The organism is Pseudomonas sp. XP1, assembly GCF_053557675.1.
Genome location: NZ_JBNRIJ010000009.1, coordinates 113,332 through 129,924 on the forward strand (window position 1 = coordinate 113,332; position 16,593 = coordinate 129,924).

Consider the following 16,593-nt stretch of genomic DNA (forward strand, 5'->3'; position numbering starts at 1 on the left):
GGCTGGCAGGCCTGCCTGAGGCCTGGTGTCGCAGCTCAGCCTTGCAGGCAGGCGCTGCGGTAGGCCCCCGGCGTTACGCCGTATGCCTGCTTGAACTGCCGGCTCAAATGGCTCTGGTCGGCAAAACCCAGGTCGAACGCCACCTCCGATGCAGCCCAGCCACGCTTGAGCATTTCCCGCGCGCGGGCCAGGCGCCTCTGCTTCAACCAGGCATGGGGCGGCAGGCCGGTGGCCTGGCGGAACACCCGGGCGAAATGGAATGGCGACAGGTTGACCGCCGCCGCCAGGGCCTCGAGCGAGGGCGGGTCGGCCAGTTGGCTTTCCAGCAGCTCACGGGCGCGGGCCACTGCCAGCGGTTCGTGGCCAGGGGCGGCAGGTTCGGCGCATTGCCCGTGCCGTTGCACCAGGGCCAGCACCGCCTGGCGCCAGGCGGTCTGCTGCTGCAGGGCGCTGGCGCCGGCTTCGGACAGCTGGTGCAACTGGCTGAAGGCAAGTGCCAGGGCCGGGTCGTGGATCACGCTGTCCTTGAAGCTGGGCATGCCGTGGTGGCCCAGTGCCAGTTCTTCGAGCACCCCGGTTACCCGTTCATGTTCCGGGTAGAACCCTCGGTAGCGCCAGCCCGCTTCGTGGGCGGTGGCACCGGTGTGCAGTTCGTCGGGGTTGATCAGCACCATGCTGCCGACCGGCGCCAGGTGCTCGCTGCCGCGATGCCAGAAGCGCTGGGCACCCGACTCGATCACGGTGAACACATAGCCTTCATGCACATGCGGGGCGAAGCGCTGCTGGAAATAGCGCGCATGCAGCATCTCGACGTCGCCCAGTGCAGGCGCCTGCCATAGGTGTGTCTGCTCGCGCAGGTGCGTGCTCATGCCAGCCAGCTGCGCAGGAGGAAGAAGATCAACATGCTCACCAGCATGCTAAGCAACACGCTGCGGGTCAACAGCACCAGGGCGATTGCTACCAGCGAACCCAGCAGGTAGGGGTTGAGCAGGCTCAGGTTCAACTGGTGCTCGGGCATGAAGATGATCGGGCCGCAGATTGCGGTGAGCATGCCCGGCACGGCAAAACCGAGGAACTGCCGGGCGTTGGAGCTCAGGCGCAATGGCAGGCGCGGCTCCAGGAACGCATAGCGGTTGAGGAACACGATGGCGCCCATGGCAAGAATCAGGACCCAGGTCATGCGCGGGCTCCGGCGAATTTCTGGCAGACGAAACCGGCGCTCATGCCCAGCAGGCCTGCGGCCACCAGGGCGGTCTCCCAGTGCCAGTAGCTGAACAGCACCGAACAGAACAGCGACACCGCCACGCACACCAGCGTGGCCAGGTTGCGCACCAGCGGCGCGATCAGGGCGACGAAGGTGGCGACGATGGAAAAGTCCAGACCGAGCTGGTCCAGGTACGGAATGTTCTGCCCCAGCAGGATGCCGGCCAGGGTGAACAGGTTCCAGGCGATGTAGAACGTCAGGCCCACGCCCAGGGCGTACCAGCGGTTGAACTGCTGCTGGTCGTACTGGCTGGTCAGGGCGAAGAATTCGTCGGTCAGCAGGAAGCCCAGGCCCAGCCGCCAGCGCAGCGGCTGGCTGGACAGCACCGGGCGCATCGTCAGGCCATACAGCAGGTGCTGCGAGGTCAGCAGCAGGGTAGTCAGCAGGATCGACGCCAGGTTGGCGCCACCCTTGAGCATGCCGATCGCCACCAGTTGCGCGGCACCGGCGAAGACGATGGCCGACAGCCCTTGCCCCTCCCAGGCGCTGAGGTTGGCCTCGATGGCCATGGAGCCGGCCAGCAGGCCCCAGGGGGCGACGGCCAGGGACAACGGGAGAATGGCGATGGCGCCGTGGAGAAAGGCTTGGCGGGCGATGTGAGGCATGGTGGCTGCAGTGCGTGTACGTGGCAGGCCAGCATGCCAGACGGGGCGGGGGATGGCTTGAACGATCTTGCTATGCCTGGCACGGTCCTGCACAGCAACCGTGCCCGTTTACGGACGGCTGGTCAGGTGCTGCTGCGCTGTCACGCAACCGTTGGTGTCCACGGCCTTCTGCAGCAGGCTCTGGCGGTGCTCCGGGTCGAGGTCGCCGAGCAGGCGGTATACCTCGGCCTGATAGTCGCGCTGGCGCCCCCACTGCATTTCCAGGCCTTGTGGCCGGTTGCGGTTGCAGGCCAGGCGCGTTGCCGGTTGCGGGTAGTAGGGGGCATATACGGTGGCCATGTTGGGGATGGCCTCCAGCGCAGTACGGTAGTCGCTGCTGACGTTATAAGGCGGGCACCAGGTGGCGATGGCCGGCGCCGGTGCGGCAAAGCCCTGTCTGAGGCTGGCTTCGAGCAATGGGCAGGCGGCGTCCGGGATTTGCGCTGCGGGCAGGTAGGTCATGTAATACAGCGCCAGGCGGTACTGTGCGACCGGGTGGCCCAGCTCTACGGACTTTTTCAGCAAGGCAACGGCTGTCGGCAGGGTGTGGGCCATGGCCTGGCCCTGGCGGCTGAGCTCCGGGTCGCCGCCGATGGCCGTGCGCAGCGTGCTGGTGCCGTCGTCCTGGCTGTCGGCCTGCTCCAGCAGGGGCAAGGCCTGGCGGTAGAGCAGGTCGGCATGAGGGTCGATGCGCACTTCGAGCGCGTGGGCAGCCAGCGGCATCAGGGCGATCAACAGTGGGGGCAAGCGAAGCATGCGGCTCACAGGCAAGCCCCATGGGGTGCCAGGTACTGATGGATGGCTTCGATGTTCATGGCGGTCAAGCGTGCGCCTCGGGCAGATCGGAACGACGGCCTATTCTAGCCACCCAAAGGGCCTGGCCGGAAGACCACCCGGCAACTGTCAGACGAGCTTGATCGGCGTGACGTTGCGCTGGGCATGTTTTTCCTGGGCCAGGCCAAGCTTGGCGGTAATGACCTTGGCCAGGGCATTGTTGCCTAGGTCGTTCAGGTGCAGGCGGTCGATGAACAGGTCGGCGCCGAACACCGGCGAGCTGCTGAGCATGCAGTTCATGTCATAGCAGGGCACCGGGTCGGCCTGGCTCTTGATGCGACGGAAGAAGGCCGAGTGCAACTGGCTGTCGAACGCGCCGTCCAGCAGCCGATCGAAATTTGCCGGTCGCCGCTGCAGCGCGTCCAGCATGGCCTGCTCGCCAGCGGGCAGGCTATCCCGGCACCAGGGCAGCAACGGCTGCAGGATGAAGGTGAGTGTGGAGTGGCTGTCTGCCAGCAGCCGGTCCCATTGGCGCAAGGTCCGGCCAATGCTGTCAGCGGCGCGGGCCAGACGCTTTTCCGGGGGGGACAGCGGCCAGGTGGCCGGTGTTGCGACCGGCGGCGTGGCCAACGCCTGGCCGATGCGCCGCCACAGCGATTGCCGGCGGGGCGCCACGGTGGGCTGCATGCCTTCGCTGAAACTGTTGAGAAAATCCTGGTAGGCCTTGGCGTGCCGCGGGTCGTTCAGGCTGGAGAGGACTTCGCAGAGCGCTTCGTGGGCCAGGGTGTTGAGGCCGCTGAGCACCACCACATGGCCGAGCTCGCCAAGGCGGTGCTGGTGGGTCAGGAACATCAGCAGCTCCTGGCTGGCATTGAGCCCGCAGCCAGCCAGGCTCAGCCAGACTTCGCCAGTCAGCATCGACAGGTGCGAGGCCACCGTGTGTTCGTCGGAGCTGGCACCGATGCCCAGGGCAGTGGAGCCGCCGACCAGCAGGTTGATGCGTGACGCGCCACCGCGCTCGGCCGCCGAAAAGCGCTTGCCGGCGCAATGGCTGTAGCGCAGGCCCAGGGCATCGGTGTTGATGGTGCTGGAGCGGTAGCTGGTTTCGTGCACATGCATTGTGTGTGGGGCGCGCCGGCTGCCCAGCAGCAGAAAGCGCTGGTAGTCCTGTTGCAACGGCGAAGGGCTCGTGTCAGTCGCGGTCATTGGGTCTCCTGCTGCTGCAGCGGGCACTTAGCATCACGTTCAGGCCGCCAGCTCCTTGATGTTGTACAGCAGGCCGCCGGTGGCGATCAGCAGCAGGGCGACCCCCGAGGCCAGGCTGATCATGCGGTTGCTGCGCTGCGAGGCGATCTTGCCGATGGCGAAGATGTACAGGCTGAGCACGGCAAAATCGATGGCTACCCACAGCATCGACAGCACCACCATGCTCTTGCCGAACGACTCGGTGATCTGGATGAACTGCGGGAAGAAGGCAATGAAGAAGATGATGTCCTTCGGGTTGGAAATGCCCACCATGAAACCTTGCAGCAGCCCGCCGCGGCCAGGCTTGGCGAGCTCGCCCGGCGTCTCGGCTGCCGGCGCCTGCAGGGCGTCCCGCAGCGTGCCGACGGCGATGTAGCCGATGAACAGGCAACCCAGCAGGCTCATGGCGCTGAGCCAGGCCTTGTCGATGGCGGCGCTGGTGAGGATGACCCAGGCCGCCGCGCCGATCAGCACCAGCGATGCCCAGTTCGTGCCGACAGCGGTGAACATGGCCTTGCGTGAGCCGGAGGCGGCCGCAGTGTTGACGATCAGCGCCACTACCGGGCCGGGGGTGGCGATCAGTAGCAGGACAGTCAGGGCATAGGTAGCGGTGAGTGCGGTATTCACGGTCAGGTCTCGATCAGTATGTCGGGTGTTACCGCGTGTGCGGCATGGGCGTGGAACGGGCAGCGGGACGGGTTGAGCGAACCTGCCTCCTGCAGTTGGTACTGCTTCCACTCGTAGTTGTCGGCATCGCCGAAGAAGCCAAGGGTGTCGGGCATGACGCCGTCGTTGTAGCGGTGCACGCGCTCGCGGATGCGTTCGCGGATACGTTGGCCGCTTTCGGTGTTGGCGTTGGCCACTTCGTCGAAGTTCGCCCGCGGGTTGATGACGAAGGTGATGTGTGGGCCCAGGTTGCGGCTTTTCATCTGCTGGTGGCCGGGGAAGTTCATGTTGATGAACAGCGGCATGCCGGCAAAGCAGAACGACCAGGCGTTGTCGTCGGGCTCGGTCGGGATGCCCTGCGGCCAGGGCTGCGGGTCGCGCGCGTGCACGCCACGCAAAACCTTCCAGGCCAGCGCCTGTTGCTCGGCCAGGGTGCAGTCGGCGGCGGTTTCGAGAAACACCACCAGCGGGCTGCCGATACGCTGCTTGGGTGGGATGGGGGCGACGGTGCGCACGTAGTCGGCCAGGCCCATGGCGATGTCATCGGCCAGTTGCCCGGCGCGGGCGAACAGGATGTGGCAGGTTGCGCCGTTTACCGCCTTGCGGCCGAACAGGCAGGGAAACTCGGGGTTGGCGAGGACACTGCGAAAATGTTCTACGGCTTTGTAAGTCCAATGTCGCGTATTGCGCACATGTTCAGCGGCCAGCTCTAGCGCATCCAGGCGATAGCAAGTTCCATAACCCGTCGACATGATTTCCCCAGGCGTAAATTTGATGAACGTTCCAGTCACATGCAGGCAGGATCTTGGTTATGTTTATTATTTACCTGCATTTTCCGAGACGTCCTTGACGTTGTAAAACGCGTGGAACTATGACCTACTATTAGTCTTACTCATGCTCGGGGCGTCGCCATGTCGGAACGGATTCAGGCTTTGCACGCTTTGCGTGCCTTCGAGGTGGCCTCTCGCTATGGCTCATTCACCCGTGCAGCGGAGGAGTTGGCCCTGACCCAGGGCGCCGTCAGCCACCACATCAAGACTCTCGAAGCCATGTTCGGCTGCGACCTGTTCGAACGTCGCGGGCCGAAGCTGGCCCTGACGGATCACGGGCGCCTGCTGGCGCAGGAGCTCAAGGTTGGCTTCAAGATCATCGAGAATGCCTGTGCCCTGCTGCGCCAGGACCGCTACGGCCTGCGTCTGAAAGCTCCGTCAACGCTGACCGTGCGCTGGCTGCTGCGTGCGCTGGATGCGTTCAAGAAGACCGAGGACAACTGCAGCGTGCAGCTGTCCAGCGTGTGGATGGACATCGACAGTGTGGACTTCTATTCCGAGCCCTATGACTGTGCGATCCTCCTGGCGAACGGGCGTTTCCCCGCCGATGTCGAGAGTTTCAAGCTGTTCGATGAATGGCTGATTCCGGTGTGCCACCCGGACTACATGGCCCAGGCACAACCGGACCTTGCCGACCTGGCCCAGTGCGAGTTCCTCCATCCGTCCCCCGACCGGCGAGACTGGCGGCGCTGGCTGGCTCGCATGGACGCGCTGGACATCAGCATCGATCACGGGCAAGTGTTCGATACCCTCGACCAGGGCATCTCGGCTGCCCAGCAAGGCCTGGGCATTTCGGTGGTCGACCTGGTGCTGGCCAGTGCCGACCTGTTGGCCGGGCGCCTGGTCACGCCATTCAAGCACGCGGTGGCCACCGGCGATGGCTATTACATGACCTGGCTCAAGGCCAGCCCCAAGGCGCGGCAGATGCACAAGCTGCGCGAGTTCCTGCTTGGCCAGGTGCCACCGCTGGCCGCCAAGGACATCAATTACCTGTACGGTTGAACACGCGCTCAAGCATGCGGCCGGCCGCCGGCAAGCGCCCGGCGCTGAAAATATTGCGGCAAACACCTGCTGGCCTCAACAAAACGCGCTGTGACGGAGCGTCAGCGGTAGAATTGCCGCGATCAGCACAACCAACGATTCAGAGGTCGACGCGGTGGAGTTGCAGCAGGGCTTTGTCCTGACCCGACATTGGCATGACACGCCCGAAGGCACCTGCGTGGAATTCTGGCTGGCCACCGACCAGGGGCCACGGCAGTTGCGCCTGGCGCCCCAGGTATCGGTGGCATTCATCCCCCTGGCGCAGGAAGCGCACGCACGTGTGCTGTTGGCCAACGAACCTGGTGCCGAGCTGCGGCCGTTGCAGCTGAAGGACTTCGACCAACGCCCGGTGCTGGGCCTGTACTGCCGCCAGCACCGGCAATTGATGCAGCTGGAGCAACGCCTGCGCACAGCCGGTATCGATGTTTACGAAGCCGACATCCGCCCGCCCGAGCGCTACCTGATGGAGCGCTTCATCACCGCACCGGTGCAGTTCACCGGCCAACCGGATGCCCAAGGTGTATTCTGCGATGCCCAGCTCAAGCCGCTGTCGGGCTATCGCCCGCCGCTGCGCCTGGTGTCGCTGGACATCGAGACCAGCGAGCGGGGCGAGCTTTACAGCATTGCCCTGGAAGGCTGTGGCCAGCGCCAGGTGTACATGCTCGGGCCGGCCAACGGCACGGCTGATGGCCTCGACTTCGACCTGCACTACTGCACCGACCGCGCCGACATGCTGGCCTGCCTCAACCATTGGATGGCCGAGCACGACCCGGATGCAATCATCGGCTGGAACCTGATCCAGTTCGACCTGCGCCTGCTGCATGAGCATGCCAAGCTGCTGCAGGTACCGCTGGCACTGGGGCGCAATGGCTCACCGATGACCTTGCGCAGCCATGCCGGTGGTGGCCACGTGTTCGCCGATGCCCCGGGGCGGCTGCTGATCGACGGCATCGAGGCGCTGCGCTCGGCGACCTGGAGCTTCCCGTCGTTCAGCCTCGAAAGTGTCGCCCAGACCTTGCTCGGTGAAGGCAAGGCCATCGACACGCCCTACCAGCGCATGGATGAAATCAACCGCCGCTTCGCCGAGGACAAGCCGGCGTTGGCGCGCTACAACCTCAAGGATTGCGAGCTGGTGACGCGCATCTTCGCCCACACCCGCCTGCTCGAATTCCTTCTGGAGCGGTCTTCGGTCACCGGCCTTGCGGTGGACCGCAGCGGTGGTTCGGTAGCCGCGTTCTGCCATTTGTACATCCCGCAGATGCACCGCCTGGGCTTTGTCGCCCCCAACCTCGGCAGCCGCCCCGACGAAGCCAGCCCCGGTGGCTTCGTCATGGATTCGCGCCCGGGCCTGTACGACTCGGTGTTGGTGCTGGACTACAAGAGCCTGTACCCGTCGATCATTCGTACTTTCTTGATCGACCCGGTGGGGCTGGTCGAAGGCTTGCGCCTGCCCGACGATGAACACTCGGTGGAAGGCTTCCGGGGTGGGCGTTTTTCCCGTAGCGAGCATTGCCTGCCGGCCATCGTCGAGCGGGTATGGCAGGGGCGGGAAGCGGCCAAGCGCGAGGGCAACGCGCCGCTGTCGCAGGCGCTGAAGATCATCATGAATGCCTTCTACGGAGTGTTGGGTTCGAGCGGCTGCCGCTTCTTCGACCCGCGCCTGGCTTCGTCGATCACCATGCGCGGCCACCAGATCATGCGCCAGACCCGTGCGCTGATCGAAGCCAGGGGCTACGAGGTGATCTATGGCGATACCGATTCCACTTTCGTCTGGCTCAAGGGCGCCCACGGCGAGGAGGCTGCAGCACGCATAGGCCGCGAGCTGGTGGCGTACGTCAACCAGTGGTGGCGCGAACACCTGCGCGAGCGGATGAACCTGGAAAGCGCGCTGGAGCTGCAGTTCGAGGTGCATTACCGGCGCTTCCTGATGCCCACCATCCGCGGCACGGACGAAGGCAGCAAGAAGCGCTACGCCGGGCTGGTGCAGCGGGCCGATGGCAGCGAGCAGATGGTCTACAAGGGCCTGGAGTCGGTGCGTACCGACTGGTCGCCACTGGCCCGGCAATTCCAGCAAGAACTTTATGGCCGGATATTCCGCGGGGAGCCTTACCAGGCGTATGTGCGTGATTATGTACAACGCACCCTGGCGGGCGAGCTGAATGAACTGATGGTGTACCGCAAGCGGTTGCGTCGGCCGCTAGCCGATTATCAGCGCAATGTGCCGCCGCACGTGCGCGCGGCCCGGCTGGCCGATGACTACAACCGCCGCCTTGGCCGCCCGACGCAATACCAGCGCGGCGGCTGGATCAGCTATCTGATCACCTTGGCAGGCCCGGAACCTCTGGAAAACCTGCAAGCGCCGGTGGACTACGAGCATTACCTGACGCGGCAGCTGCAGCCGGTGGCCGATGCCATCCTGCCTTTCGTTGGCGACAGTTTCGAAGGTTTGACCGGGCAGCAGCTGGTGCTGTTCTGAAGGGGGTGGTACCTATCTAGCCTACCTTCTGGCATGCCTGTGCCTATTGTCGCGCCTCTGGATCAGACAGAGGCCAACAACGTGACTACACCCACCAAGGAGCAACCGCCACCCGTCGATACGCTGGCCATGGAGCAGGCCTATCAGGACAGCCTCATCGTCAAGCGGCTACCCAGATGGATTCGCCGGCTGCGTATCGTATCGCCTACCGAACAGAACATCCCGGCCAACGGCTTCCATGAGTCGCAGCATGCTGCATTACGCGACGCGTTGAAGGACAGCCTGGCCTGTCGACAGTGGCTGGAAAGGGAGCTTGCGCGCATTGAGGGCATCGACCATTTCGTCAAGCCGCTGCTTCAAAGCGCCATGCATAAAGAATTCGGCATCGAGCAAGATGTCAAAGGCCTGTATTTCAGACGCTGGTACACCTACACCGCCCCCAGCCAGGGCACCGTGTGGGGCCGCTATCCGGTCGTGGAAAAGGACTATTTCGACGTACCGCTGATCGAGGCGGCACTGGACAATTTCACACCGGGCGAAGGGCGGGACGAACAGCACAAGGACAACTGCATCGTCGACAGCCTGTCGCAACGGCTTGCGTCACCGACCGCGCCTGCCTTCGCACGGCTGTGCCGCCAACTGGATCTGGGCAGGCGCTATCAACAGCACCTGGACAGCGTGCTGAAAGCGCCTAGCAGCCAGGCCAGCGGCTGGCGCAACATGAGTGCGACGCTTGCGCAACTGTACAGCTCGGTCATGCTGATCGATGCCTGCAAGGCCAAAAGCGATGGAGTACTGAATGCCGCCGAACTGGACCTGGTGCTAGAGCTATGCAGGCTCGGAAGACCCGGCACGCTTTATGAATCGAAGGTGGTGGCCCGGCAACTCAAGGCGTTCGGCTGCGATTTGCAACAGATCGTGATACTCGATTTATTTCATGACAAAGTCAGCCGCAAGATCCTTGTCTATATACCCGATGACCCACACGGTCCCTGGACCGCAAGCCCCGACTTGGAAAGCTTCGCCCGCAAGGTCTTGGGCAAGCGTCTGCGAAATAAGCCGTATCAGAAGTTTTTCAGTCGCTTCGTACGACGGCGTGACATGCAGCAGTTCTTTTCCAAGGTTGCCAAGGAATTGGTAGGTGTGGCCGATTGGGCAACCCGAGAAATGGACCAGCATATGCGGGACTACCCGCTACCGTTGTTCGATCACCTTGCTGCCGCGCGTATTGCTCACATCAAGGACGATGCCGCATTGATTGCCACGCCAGTGTCAGACCTTGACCGCGAGGCCCAGGAGGCTCACAGGCAAAGGTTGATAGCCGAAGGATGGACGCTGGCCAGCGTGGCGGGCGTGTTCATCCCTGCACTTAATGCGCTGCTGCTTGCTGTAATGGTGTGGGACCTGTTGAGCGAGTTGTTCCAGGCGGTGAAGGACTGGCGTGAGGGTGACACCAGCGCAGCTATCGAGCATGTGCTCAGCGTGACCAAAGACCTGGCTGTGGTCGGTGTCACCGCTGTGGTATGGCGAGAAGCTAGCCGGGCCTGGGCCGCAGTGGACCAGTGGGTGCCAGCGCGGCTGGAGGACGGGACCGAAAAACTCTGGAATGGGGACCTGGTGCCGTTTCGCAGCGCGGCACCTCCCGCCGGGGAAGTGGCCGATGCAATGGGTATCTACCGCGCCCAGGACAGAAGCTGGATAGCCATGGACGGCCATTACTACGAGATCGTCCAGCGCGCAGACGAAGAGTGGCAACTGGCGCCACGAGATGGCCATGGGCCTTTGTTGCGTCACAATGACGCCGGGGCCTGGCGGCTATGGAGCGAGCAACCTGTCAACTGGGCAGACAAACACAGGATGTTCCGCCGCTTGGGTGAGCGTTTCGCTCGCCTGGATGATGAACAGATTGACCAGGTCATGGCCATCCATGCCCTGGATGCAGATCATCTTCGGGCGCTGCATGTATACGGTCGGCCGCCAGAAGCTGAGCTGGTCGATACCGTCGAGCGCCTGCTGATCGACCGTCGGCTGCAGGCCTTGTTGGACAGTTTGAGGCTTGGACAGGTGCCGGAGGACGCGCCGTTACTGTTAAAGGCCCGTGCATTGCCGGGCGTCACCGAGCACGGCGGGCCCCCATTGGCGGTGCAGGTCTCGGCCAGACGACGCCAGCTGTTTCAACAGGTTTATGACGGGCAACAGGAGCCAGACGATGCGGCGGTGGCAACATTGCGCAGGGCATTCCCGAGCCTGCATGGCCGTGCTGCGCGCGAGCTCGTGGGTGGGTTGTCGGCAGAAGGTGCGGATCTTCACGCTCTGGTCAGCGGTACGGTGCCGTTCCGGCTGGTCGACAGGGCCAGGCTGAGCGTACTACGTATTCGCATTGCTCGTGCCTGTGAGGCGCTGTTCATCGATACGCCCCAGACTCTGGACCAGGCCAAGGTCGCGCTGACTTTGCTGGAGACTCTGGATACAAGAAGTGGCAGACCGCGTTGGCGGCTGTACGACGGCGATAGTCCACAGCCGGTAATGGCCACCGCTGGCCGCGGGCAGAACTACAGACTTGTACATGAAAACGGGCGGTTCTCACTTGAGGACGCGCTGGGCGTTGAACTGCGCGGCCCCGGTGAACTGTTCGAGACCCTGGTGGATGCGTTCTCCCCTGGCGACCAAAAGGCAATCGGTATCAATGAACCCTACGCTCCAGGCCTGAGAGCAGTCCTGGCCAGGCAAGTGGCCGGTCACAGCAGGGAACTCGCCCAGGCATTGGGCAGAAACCCTGCATTGCCATGGATGCTGGCGCCGCTGCGCCTGGAGGATGGCAGGGTCGGCTACCCGCTGGGTGGCCGCCAGGGACGCCCTGCTCGGCCTGCCCCACGACCCAGGGCGTTCGAGGCGCGCCTGCGCGACCTTTACCCAGCGTACAGCGAAGACCAGGTCAATGCCTGGATAGCGGCGATGCGTCATTCGGGGCGTGATACCGACACTACGCTTGGCGTCCTCGAAGAGCAGGCGCGCCGGTTGAACAACCACCTGAAAAGTTGGGAGCGTCAAGGATTGCTGGCTGGTGAGCGAACCGAGCGCAAGCGGTTTCGCAAAGCCGTCATGCAATGCTGGCGGGAACGGATACCTGATGAGGTTACCCCTGAGGGGCAACGGCTGTCCGTGACTTGGCAGTATAGTGGGCATGACCTGCGCTCATTGCCTGAATTGGGGCCTTTGTTCACTTTCCCGCATGTTACCGAACTTTCCCTTCGCAGCCTGCTGCTGGAGGAGGTGCCGGAGCGATTCCTGCTTTCATTCCCCAATCTGAGGTCTCTGGAACTGAGCTATAACCGGTTGGAACGTCTGCCAGGCAGCCTGCCGTTGCTCAATGAATTGAGCATTCTCGACTTGTCCGGCAATCGCATCTCGCTGGATTTGCCACAAGCTCAAATGGTGGGGCTGTGCAGCGGTTTACACTACCTGAACCTTTCGGATAACCCCTTGAGCATGGCCTTTTCGGTGGCAAGGATGGGGCGGTTGGCCGAGTTGCGCTTGCGCAATACCGGGCTGGCATTGCTGCCCGAGGGCATCATGGAGAGTGCGACGCTGTACCTGCTCGACGCTTCCAACAACCTTGTCGCTTCGTTGCCCCCTGACTTCACCGAGTCTCGGTTATGGCAGAACGGCTACGTGGCGCTGTCAGGCAACCCCCTTGTGGTGCGCCAGCCCGAAGAGGTGCAGGAGGCGTGGAACATTCCGGAGACGAGTTCAGTCCCTCATAAACTGCGCTGGGTGGACCGTCTGGACGGTGAACAACGTGAAGACCTGAGTAACCTGTGGGTCAGTATCGAGCTAATGGATGGGGTGGCGAACTTCATGCGCTTGCTGGCACAACTCACGCGCTCGCGAGACTTCATCCACGCTCGCAACGGGGAACTGCTGGCTTCACGCGTTCTGGCCATGATGGAAAAGGTCCAGGACTCGCCAGAACTGGCCGATGAAATTTTCGCCAATGCATTGGTCGAGAACTGCGCCGACAACGCTACGGTGGTCTTCCAGGAGCTTGAAATCCGCTGCCTTGTGTGGGATGCCGAACATGCTGTCCCTTCTGGCGACCAGGAGCGAGTTCTGGTGACACTGGCGCGGCGGCTGTGGAGGCAACAGGAGGTAAACTTCATCGCTTGGCGTGAGGCCGAGGCTGCAGGTGCGGGTAACGAGTCGGTCGAATGGGCGCTGGCTTACTCGATCCGCTTGCGCGAGGAGTTGGACCTGCCTGGTAACGCGCGGAGCATGCTTTATGCCGGTATTCCGCACCTGGACGCCGCTACGGTCGCACGTGCGGGTGATCAGGTAAGGCGTAACGAGACAGCCGGAGCGGTGGCAGCGTGGATGCTCCAGCAACCATTCTGGAGGAATTATCTCGAGAAGCATTACGTACGCGAACTGGAAGTGCCGGCAAGTTTTCAGAACCAGTTGGCAGAGGATCTCAACGCCGAGGACACCGCCAAGTTGATGGCTGAAATCAGGGTGTGGACCGAGAAAACCGAGCTCCAGCTGACCATCAATGCCCTGCAACCTCAGGAATGACCAGGGCGCATTGGACTATGCTCAAGCTACAAGTGATAGAGGTATTTTTTCGGGCTCGGGACGGGGAGTGGTCGCATTTGGTAACCGCCGGTTACTGTTCATTCAAACATGAAGGCCTTTTGCTGGTTTACGCTCGCTCGTCGGATCTTTCTCCCTGATCTGTAGTCTTTTGGTTTATCGAGAGAATAAGGAGATACGCATGCTCGTCCGGTCACTGACCCTCGCCACCTTGCTCGCGTTCGTCGGCCCCGTGTTCGCCGCCGACAGTGACGCGCCGCTGGCCAAGGAACTGGGCAAGGCCAGGCCCTTGGTCGTCATTGCACCCAGCAGCGCCGACCCGACGTTGCGTGGCTTGAACGAGGCCCTGAAGGACCCGGCCACCCAGGCCGCCTTCAAAGAGCGCAACCTGGTGGTGTACAGCGTTGCCAACATGATGGGCAAGCGTGAGGACAAGAACCTCGAGCAGCAGACCACCATGGCCCTGATCCGCGAGTTGAAGCTGGGTGCCAGCAAAGGCACCAAGGTGATCCTGGTGGGCAAGGACGGTGAGCGGCACATGCTCAAGGACGACGAGGAGGGCGAGGCCATCGACCCGCAGGTGATCCTCAAGGCGGTCGATGATCTGCCCGCCAGCGAAAAAGCCGTGACGGCGCCGGAGCCTGTGGCTGCGGCGGCACCGGAACCCAAGGCCAAGGACAGCAAGCCTGGCAAACCCGCCAAGCCGGCCGCACCACCCAAGCCGCTGGAAGACTGACCCTGCACAACGGCCCCGAGGCGCCTTGGGGCCGTTGTGTATCCCACTGTATCTGCCCACGCCGCTGACCCATTCCCATACAAAACCGCACCCCGCGCGATACATCCACGACATACCGCAACGGCCTAATGGCTCCACATTCCAACCACAGTGGAGCAACACCATGACTCAAGTACGAAACACCCTCGGCCTGCTCGGCGCTGCCCTGATCGGCAGCATGGCATTGAGCAGCAGCGCCTTTGCCGTCGAGCCGTTGGCCCAGGGTTACCAGCTGGCTTCGGCCAAGGTGGCCGGCGAGGGCAAGTGTGGTGAAGGCAAATGTGGTGGCAGCGCCAAGGCCACCCAGGGCGAAGGCAAATGTGGTGAGGGCAAGTGCGGCGCCAGCGCCAAGGCCGGTACCGAAGGCAAGTGCGGCGAGGGCAAGTGTGGTGATGCTTCGTTCGCCAAGACCGACAGCAACCACGACGGCAAGGTCTCGCGCGACGAGTTCCTGGTGGTGGCCAAGGACCGCGCCGGCGACTTCGACAAGATCGACCGCAACCATGATGGCTTCATCTCCGAACAGGAAGCCGCGGATCACCTCAAGGCGATCTACCAGGCTAATGGCAAGACCATGCCCGAGGGCTTGTTCAGCCACCTGACCGGCAAGCCCTGACCTTCTGCCCCACGAACCGCGCAACGCCCCTCCTGCTGGTCAGGCGGGGCGTTGTGCCTGTTGCGGAGACCTGTTCATGCACCCCACATCTTTGTCCCCTGTCCCTTTACGGGTCGGGCTCGGCCTGCGCCGCGGCCTGTTGCCGGAACTGCTGGCCATGGAACCTGGCGCCGTGGACTTTCTCGAATGCGCACCGGAAAACTGGATTGCCGTAGGTGGTGCCTACGGCAAGGGGTTGGCGCAGCTGGCCGAGCGTTTTGCCATTACCTGCCACGGGCTATCGTTGTCGCTGGGTGGCAGCGAGCCGCTGGACCGACATTTTCTTGGCCAGACCCGCCAGTTTCTCGATCGCCATCAGGTACGCCTGTACAGCGAGCACCTGAGCTACTGCAGTGATGACGGGCATCTGTACGACCTGATGCCCATTCCATTTACCGACGAAGCGGTGCGCCATGTGGCCGCGCGGATTCGCCAGGCCCAGGAATACCTGGAACGGCGCATTGCCGTGGAAAACATCAGCTACTACGCCGCGCCGTACCAGGCGATGAGCGAACTCGATTTCATCCGTGCGGTACTTGATGAGGCCGACTGCGACCTGCTGCTGGACGTCAACAACGTCTTCGTCAACGCCTGCAACCACGGTTACAACGCCCGCGAATTCCTTGCGGGCTTGCCCCAGGCGCGAGTGACCGGCATGCACGTGGCTGGCCATTACGATGAAGCGCCGGACCTCAAGGTAGACACCCACGGGGCTGCGGTAAAGGAAGATGTATGGGCGCTGTACGCGGTCGCCTGTGCGCGCTTCGGTGTGCAACCGACCGTGCTCGAGCGTGATTTCAACTACCCGCCGCTGGCCGAACTGCTCGCCGAAGCGGCGCGCATCCGCACTGTGCAGCGTGCTGCGGGAGGGCTTGCAAATGAATGAGACCTTGCGTGAGCAGCAGTACACCTTGGCCCGGTACCTGCGTGACCCGCAGCGCCATGCGCCGCCGCCTGGCATAGAGGCCCGGCGGCTGAAGATTTACCGCGAGCTGTTCTATGGTGCTATCGAAGGTTTGCTGGCCGGCAGTTTTCCGGTGATGCGCGAGGCGTTGGGCGAACAGCGCTGGCATGCGCGAGTGCGAGATTTCTATGCCAACTATCGCAGCCAGACCCCGTTGTTCACCGAGATTGCCGAGGCGTTCGTCGACTACCTGCAGGGTGTCGAGCTGGATGCACCCTGGCAGCTGGAGCTGGCGCACTATGAGTGGGTCGAGGCTCAGTTGTATCTGAGCGATGCCGAGGACCCGGCCCATGACCCGGCAGGCGACCTGCTGGAAGGGGAGCCAATGTTGTCGTGCGTGGCACGGGTGTTGGCCTACCGCTGGCCAGTGGAGCGGATCGGGGCGGATTACCAGCCTGCGGTCGCGCCAGAGACGCCGACCTTGTTGCTGGTCTATCGCGATGCGGAGTTGAAAGTGCGCTTCGCGCGCCTGGCGCCGCTGGCGTACCGGTTGCTGGCGCTGGAACAGGGCAGTGGGCGGGCGCGGTTGCAGGCGTTGGGCGGTGCTGTGGAGGAGGGGTTGGCGTTGCTGGAGGGGCTGCGCGAGCAGGGGGTCATCATCGGTACATGTTGAGTGCGGGTACGGGGGGCGCCTTACGCCCCTATCGCGACACAAGGCCGCTCCTACAGAGG

Annotated in this window: 14 protein-coding genes; 7 read left to right on the top strand and 7 right to left on the bottom strand. The window is 63.2% G+C overall.

Translation table 11 applies throughout. The features are described from left to right. Positions 1-35 precede the first annotated feature (35 nt). The 7 genes from ACK1U9_RS10960 to ACK1U9_RS10990 all read right to left on the bottom strand — a co-directional run bounded on the left by ACK1U9_RS10960 (position 36) and on the right by ACK1U9_RS10990 (position 5,345). The gene (locus tag ACK1U9_RS10960) at positions 36-869 is read right to left on the bottom strand and encodes an AraC family transcriptional regulator (RefSeq protein ID WP_338459085.1); all 834 of its coding nucleotides are present in this window, start codon (positions 867-869) and stop codon (positions 36-38) included. Next, a complete protein-coding gene (locus ACK1U9_RS10965; protein WP_046615691.1) occupies positions 866-1,180 on the bottom strand; it encodes an AzlD domain-containing protein in 315 nt (104 codons plus the stop codon). The genes ACK1U9_RS10960 and ACK1U9_RS10965 overlap by 4 nt, the downstream gene beginning before the upstream one ends. Then, complete coding sequence (locus tag ACK1U9_RS10970) at positions 1,177-1,869, bottom strand: AzlC family ABC transporter permease (RefSeq protein ID WP_342248308.1); 693 nt, start codon at positions 1,867-1,869, stop codon at positions 1,177-1,179. Before ACK1U9_RS10970 ends, ACK1U9_RS10965 begins: the two co-directional genes overlap by 4 nt. 108 nt (positions 1,870-1,977) lie before the next feature. After that, positions 1,978-2,673 carry a sel1 repeat family protein gene (locus ACK1U9_RS10975; protein ID WP_046615689.1) on the bottom strand — a complete coding sequence of 232 codons (696 nt, stop codon included), beginning with the start codon at positions 2,671-2,673 and terminating at the stop codon, positions 1,978-1,980. 138 nt (positions 2,674-2,811) lie between these two features. Continuing rightward, on the bottom strand, positions 2,812-3,888 hold the full coding sequence (locus ACK1U9_RS10980; protein WP_338459086.1) for a hypothetical protein: 1,077 nt from the start codon (positions 3,886-3,888) through the stop codon (positions 2,812-2,814). A 39-nt stretch (positions 3,889-3,927) separates the two neighbouring features. Beyond that, positions 3,928-4,554 carry a LysE family translocator gene (locus ACK1U9_RS10985; protein WP_046615687.1) on the bottom strand — a complete coding sequence of 209 codons (627 nt, stop codon included), beginning with the start codon at positions 4,552-4,554 and terminating at the stop codon, positions 3,928-3,930. Between the two features lie 2 nt (positions 4,555-4,556). Further along, the gene (locus ACK1U9_RS10990) at positions 4,557-5,345 is read right to left on the bottom strand and encodes a YqcI/YcgG family protein (protein WP_046615686.1); all 789 of its coding nucleotides are present in this window, start codon (positions 5,343-5,345) and stop codon (positions 4,557-4,559) included. Between the two features lie 159 nt (positions 5,346-5,504). Between ACK1U9_RS10990 and ACK1U9_RS10995 the strand changes: the two genes are divergently transcribed. From ACK1U9_RS10995 to ACK1U9_RS11025, 7 genes are all read left to right on the top strand, one after another. Continuing rightward, entirely contained in the window at positions 5,505-6,425 is a 921-nt protein-coding gene (locus ACK1U9_RS10995; RefSeq protein ID WP_046615685.1) for a LysR substrate-binding domain-containing protein, read from the top strand. Positions 6,426-6,579: 154 nt separating this feature from the next. Further along, complete coding sequence (locus ACK1U9_RS11000) at positions 6,580-8,940, top strand: DNA polymerase II (protein ID WP_108480342.1); 2,361 nt, start codon at positions 6,580-6,582, stop codon at positions 8,938-8,940. An 81-nt stretch (positions 8,941-9,021) separates the two neighbouring features. Then, positions 9,022-13,509, top strand: a complete 4,488-nt coding sequence (locus tag ACK1U9_RS11005) for an NEL-type E3 ubiquitin ligase domain-containing protein (RefSeq protein WP_108480355.1) — start codon at positions 9,022-9,024, stop codon at positions 13,507-13,509. Positions 13,510-13,708: 199 nt separating this feature from the next. Further along, positions 13,709-14,263, top strand: coding sequence for a DUF4174 domain-containing protein (locus ACK1U9_RS11010; protein ID WP_046615682.1), 555 nt, complete (start codon positions 13,709-13,711; stop codon positions 14,261-14,263). Between the two features lie 163 nt (positions 14,264-14,426). Next, positions 14,427-14,918: an HvfA family oxazolone/thioamide-modified RiPP metallophore gene (locus ACK1U9_RS11015; RefSeq protein WP_046615681.1), complete on the top strand. Its 492-nt coding sequence runs from the start codon at positions 14,427-14,429 to the stop codon at positions 14,916-14,918. Between the two features lie 76 nt (positions 14,919-14,994). Further along, positions 14,995-15,843 carry an HvfB family MNIO-type RiPP peptide maturase gene (locus ACK1U9_RS11020; protein ID WP_449109890.1) on the top strand — a complete coding sequence of 283 codons (849 nt, stop codon included), beginning with the start codon at positions 14,995-14,997 and terminating at the stop codon, positions 15,841-15,843. After that, the gene (locus ACK1U9_RS11025; RefSeq protein WP_449109891.1) at positions 15,836-16,534 is read left to right on the top strand and encodes an HvfC family RiPP maturation protein; all 699 of its coding nucleotides are present in this window, start codon (positions 15,836-15,838) and stop codon (positions 16,532-16,534) included. The genes ACK1U9_RS11020 and ACK1U9_RS11025 overlap by 8 nt, the downstream gene beginning before the upstream one ends. Positions 16,535-16,593: the final 59 nt, after the last annotated feature.